General features: G+C 26.4%; 3 protein-coding genes. 1 reads left to right on the top strand and 2 read right to left on the bottom strand.

What is annotated here, in order from left to right; translation table 11 throughout:
- Positions 1-178 precede the first annotated feature (178 nt).
- Positions 179-2,944 carry an isoleucine--tRNA ligase gene (ileS, locus tag Q0H31_RS12755; protein WP_295298773.1) on the top strand — a complete coding sequence of 922 codons (2,766 nt, stop codon included), beginning with the start codon at positions 179-181 and terminating at the stop codon, positions 2,942-2,944.
- Positions 2,945-3,006: 62 nt separating this feature from the next.
- On the opposite strand, the gene Q0H31_RS12750 is transcribed toward ileS, so the two are convergent.
- Together Q0H31_RS12750 and Q0H31_RS12745 are read right to left on the bottom strand one after the other, a co-directional pair.
- On the bottom strand, positions 3,007-4,581 hold the full coding sequence (locus Q0H31_RS12750; protein WP_295298771.1) for an ATP-dependent helicase: 1,575 nt from the start codon (positions 4,579-4,581) through the stop codon (positions 3,007-3,009).
- A gap of 150 nt (positions 4,582-4,731) precedes the next feature.
- Positions 4,732-5,706: a TOPRIM nucleotidyl transferase/hydrolase domain-containing protein gene (locus Q0H31_RS12745; RefSeq protein WP_295298769.1), complete on the bottom strand. Its 975-nt coding sequence runs from the start codon at positions 5,704-5,706 to the stop codon at positions 4,732-4,734.
- Positions 5,707-6,002: the final 296 nt, after the last annotated feature.

Here is a 6,002-nt window from a genome sequence, read left to right as displayed (position 1 = left end):
TTCTATATCAAAAATATTATAACAAGGATACTGCTTTTTTATACTAAAAAATGTCCAATATCTCACACTCCTTAACAAAATAAAAAAACTTGTAAAAATCTTACTTATAGTATAAAATTGAATATCTTTATATATTAAAAAAATATTAAAGAAAATTAAAAAATGGAGCAAGTTTAAGATGGATTATAGTTCTACTATCAATTTACCTAAAACCGCTTTTCCTATGAAAGCTGGTTTGAAGGAAAAAGAGCCCAAAATAATAAAAAAATGGGAAGAAGAAAAACTTTATCAAAAGCTTAGAGAATTAAGAAAAGGTGCTCCTAAATGTATTTTACATGATGGACCGCCTTATGCGAATGGAGACATTCATATTGGAACATCATTAAATAAAATTATTAAAGATATTATTGTGAGATATAAATCTGCTAAGGGATTTGATTCTCCTTATGTTCCGGGTTGGGATTGTCATGGTATGCCTATAGAGTTAAAAGTACAAGAGAGTTTGGGAGATAAATATAAAGAAACTTCTAAATTTATAATGAGAAAAAAATGCCGTGCTTATGCTCAGAAATATATTGACATTCAGAGAAAAGAGTTTAAAAGACTTGGTGTAATGGGGGATTGGGAAAATCCTTATCTTACTATGTCGCCTGAATATGAATCTGAAATAGTTGAAGTATTTGCACAGTTGGTAGAGAAAGGCTATATATATAAAGGACTTAGAACTATCCACTGGTGTATGGACTGTGAAACTGCTTTGGCTGCAGCTGAGATAGAATATGATGAAAACCATACTTCTACAAGTGTGTATGTGAGATTTCCAGTATTAAATAAAATCAATGATAAATTAGACGGAAATGTTGATGTTATGATATGGACTACTACTCCTTGGACATTGCCTTCAAATATGGCTTGTGCTTTCAATAGAGATTTAGAGTATGTGGCTGTTGAGATAGACGGAAGATATGCGATAATGACAACTTCTTTAGTTGATACTGTTCTTGGTAAAAAAGATATGAAATCAGAAGGCAGAGATATTATTCCTATATCTATGGAAGAGATTGAAAAACTTGAAATAGCTCATCCATTTATAAAAGACAGAAAATCTGTTGTTGTATTTGCTGATTATGTTGAGGCAACTTCAGGTACTGGTGTTGTTCATACTGCTCCCGGTCATGGTATGGAAGACTATCAGACAGGTATGAATTATGGGCTTGAAATATATTGTCCTGTAGATAAAGCTGGAAGATATACAAGCGAGTTTCCAGAGATGCAGGGAATGAAAGTAAGAGATGCAAATCCAAAAGTAGTAGAAATACTTGAAAATAACGGTTCATTATTCTATAAAGAGAAAGTTACTCACAGTTATCCTATTTGTTGGAGATGTAAAAATCCTTTGATATTCAGAGCTACTTCTCAGTGGTTTATGAATATGACACATGATAATATAGATGAGAGAACAGTTAAATCTTTAGAAAATATAAAATGGTATCCTGCTTGGGGACATGAGAGAATGAAAAAAATGCTTGAAAATCGCCCTGACTGGTGTTTATCAAGACAGCGTTCTTGGGGAGTACCTATACCTGCATTCTATTGTAAGAACTGCGGCAAAACTTTGCTTACTGCAGAATCTACAAGGCATTTTGCTGAAATAGTAAAAACTAAAGGAATGGACGTTTGGTTTGAATTAGAGGCTAAAGACTTACTTCCTGAAGGCACTAAATGTGAATGCGGAAGCTGTGATTTTGATAAAGAAGAAGATATTTTGGACGTTTGGTTTGATTCTGGTGTATCATCTTTTGCATCACAAAAAACTAATAAAGATTTGGACGGAGTTTTCCCTGTTGATATATATTTAGAGGGAGGCGACCAATACAGAGGTTGGTTCCAAGCTGCAATTTGGCCTTCTATGGCTATAAGAGGAATACCTCCATACAAAGAGCTTGTAACTCATGGTTGGACTTTAGACGAACAGGGCAGAGCTATGCATAAAAGTGCGGGCAATGTTGTTTCACCTTTGGAAGTTATTGACAAATATGGTGCTGATATATTAAGACTTTGGTGTATAAGCGAAGACTTCACTCACAATGCACGTGTTGGTGATAACATGATGAAGGCTATTGCTGACAACTATAGAAAAATAAGAAACACTTTCAGATATTTGTTAGGCAACATTTCTGATTTTGATTACAGCAAAGAAAAGGTTGAAGTTAAAGATTTACTTCCTGTAGACAGATATGCTTTATCAAGACTTCATAGTTTTATAAAAGTTGCTGATAAGGCTTGCGATGGTTATGAGTTCCATTTGTTCTATCAAAGACTTATAAATTACTGTGTTGTTGAGCTTTCTGCTACTTATTTTGACATTATAAAAGACAGATTATACTGTGATAGAAAAGATTCTCTTTCAAGAAGAAGTGCTCAGACTGTACTTGTTGAGATATTAGATGTATTAGTAAAATTAATAGCTCCTGTACTTCCTTTCACAACTGATGAGGTTTGGGGATACTACAAAGGAGAAAATGCTTCTTCTGTACATTTAGAGTTATATCCTAAAGCTGATGATAGTTTAATTGATTTAGAGTTAGAAAATGAGTGGGCTTCAATTCTTAAAGTACGCGATGATGTGTTATTATCACTTGAAAGAGCTAGAGATAACAGCACAATCGGAAAATCTTTAGAGGCTTATATAACAATATGCACTAAAGAATCATCAACTAAAGACTTGCTTGCTAAATACGAAAAATATTTAAACGAGATATTTATTGTAAGTAAAGTAACACTTTCTGACAGCAAAGACGACACATTTATAGAGGGCGGAGTTTCTTTCGTTAAGACAGAGAAAGCTAGTCATGAAAAATGCGTACGCTGTTGGGGACATTATGAGAGTGTAGGAACTGAGCATAAAGAGTTATGTACTAGATGTGCTGAGGCAGTGAAATAAAAAAATAATATAATTTTTTAAATATCAAAATGGCGGCTATGAGTAATGGCTGCCTTTTTTGTTTAATAATTATTATTAATTAATTTTAATGAATGATAAAATAAACAAGAATGGTTATTTTTTGTTGAAGTTATATATAAACCATATTTTGTTCTAGTAATTGCTACATAAAAAGCTTGATAAAATTCTTCATTTATATCAATTATATGATTGTAACATATATTATTACATTTATTACAATTTTTTTTATATATGAATTGTTTTTTATTTAAAAATGGGATAAAAACATAATCCCATTCTGCCCCTTTTGCTTTATGTATATTTAATATATTTACATTTACAGAGCAATAAGGGGCATATTTTATTAAATCTTTTTCTTTTAGAACTTCTATTATTGTATTAAAATCTATTCCAAACTTTAAACAATAGTTTCTATAACCTTCTATTAATTTTGATATGTCATTATCATAATAATTTTGTATCTTCTTAAGAAGATTATTATAATTTAATATTTTTATATTTGTTGCTATATTGAATACATTTTTCATTATTGTATTTAATTCTTTTTCGGTTTTTAATATATTTATGTATTCTATATTTTCCTTTATTAAATTTTCAAATAACAAATTTAAGATTTTATCATCATTAAAATAAAATTGATTAGAAAAAAGTATTGCTATTTTAGCTTTTTTATTTTCAGAAATAATTTTATTAATTTGATTATTAATAAATGATATCTCTTCTTCAAAGTAATTAAAACTTTTTATTTGAAAATCTTCATCAAGTTCTATTTGTAATTTTTTATCATAATTTCTAATATTTTTTTGGAAATTAGATATATTTTCTCTTCCTTCTAATCTATAGTTTTTTTGTAATTCTATAATTTTAGTCATATTAAAATATTTCTTTAATAAATCTTCAATTTGTTCACCTAAAGCATCAGCAAATTTCATTATAGATTGAAATGTATCTCCTAAAAAAAATATTTTATTATATTCATTATTAGCAATACTTCTTAATAAGATAAAGTGCAATAAATTTATATCTTGACATTCATCTACAAAAATATAACTGTATAAATTTTTATATATTTCATTTATATTGAAATTATTTAATAGAACTATTGCAAAACATATTACATCCTCATAATATATCTTTTTTTGGGTATTGATATTATTTATATATTTTTGCATATTTTTATGATTTAATTGAATATTAGGAAATTCTATGTTTATTTTATCAATAATTTTCTTGTATTTATCTTTAATTTCATCTTCAAGATTATTATGTTCATATTCATATTTATAATCTATATTTAAATATTGTTTACCTTGAAGTCTTAAAATTCTACTTGCTAAATTATGAAAGTTATATATGTCTATAATTTGATTATTATTTAATCTGCTTTCAATAGTGTGTTTTGCCACATTAGATAATGTTAAAACTAGAATTCTTTTTGGATATTTAATTTGTTTATTTTCTATGATATAGTTAAGTTTTGAGATCAACATTTCTGTTTTACCATATCCAGCAGGAGCAATTGTAAGAGATTGTTCTGTAGATGTTATAAAGTCTAACTGCTCTTTATCATCTTTGTGTTTTTCTAATATTTTATTAATTTTATCATTATTTATCATTTTTTAATTCTTCTATTAAATCAATTATATATTTAGGAAGTTTATAATTTTCTTCAGCGGCATTTTTTATGACTTCTCTATTCATATTACCAAAATCTATTTTTTCTACGTTTTTATATTCATCTTGTTTTAGTTTTAAATTTTCTTTTATTATTTTTTTATTAATCTGTAATTATCTTTTATATTTTTATGTTTTTTTCTCATATATAATAACTTTTTAGTAAATTCTTTATCTTCAGCATTTTTATCATGTATTTTTTTTATAGGTTTATTATTAGTTTTTTTATTAGCATTCTTACATATATTTTTATATATATTTTTAAAGTATAGTTTTATACATACTAAAATGCTTTCCTCAAAATCCCAATAATCTGAAACAAAAATTTTTACATTATTACAATCTTTTAGACTTTCATATAAATTATAAACTCTTTTATCAACATATCCATATTTTTGATTCATATATGTTATGTATATTTTATTATTTATTTTTTCTTCTATATATTCATTTTTACAATCTCTATCTGTAACTATGTATGTTTGTATTTTTAATTTTGAGAATATTTTTGCTAGACTTGGAAAATTATTTGGTGCCGCTTTAATAATATATATATGTTCTTGATGAATGTTAATACCATTAACATTTAAACAAGAAGGTAAAAATCCAATTTCTGTATCACCCTCTACTAGTATAATTTTTTTAGCAAAAAGTCCCTCTAATATATTTCTATCAAAAATCATAAACTGTTTTAAGTTTGCTTCCTCTTCATCAAGAGATGCAACTTTAACAGTATTTTCTTTATCATAATAAAGTCTTTGTATAGATAATCTATTATTTTTTTCATTTAATTCCAAATGCGGTATTATATGTGCTGAATGTGTGGACACAAAGAATATAGGAGTAATTTTATAGTCTATTTCCTCATTATCATCAGTTATTATATTTATAATGTTATTAATAATTTTGTAGTCTTGATTATTATTAAATATAGATAACCAATGATCCATAAATTGACGTTGTAAAAATGGAGATAAAAATACTTCTGGCTCATCAAATAAAATAATAATATTAGTATTAAAACCTTGAGATTTTGTATTATTAATTTTATCATATAAAAATGCCAAAAAATCTATAAATGGATATAGATAATATCCTCTTCCTCTTCCTAATTGATTTAAATATAATTTATTATCACCATTATGATAATGTACTAATTCAAATAATTTTAATAAAAACTTTATTTCATCATCAATTTCAATATTTAATTTTAATTCTTGATTTGGTTTATTAAATATAGGTTTAAATATTTCGTTTAGTTCATTTTTACAATTTTCATAATTTTCTTTGGGGCTGTCCTAGATAACTAAAAAAGCTCCTTTTTTGCTAAATTATATATAATTTCCAATTGTTTTTCAACTTT

The organism is uncultured Brachyspira sp., assembly GCF_934747485.1.
Classification (GTDB): domain Bacteria; phylum Spirochaetota; class Brachyspiria; order Brachyspirales; family Brachyspiraceae; genus Brachyspira.
This window is presented reverse-complemented; position numbering and strand designations above follow the sequence as displayed.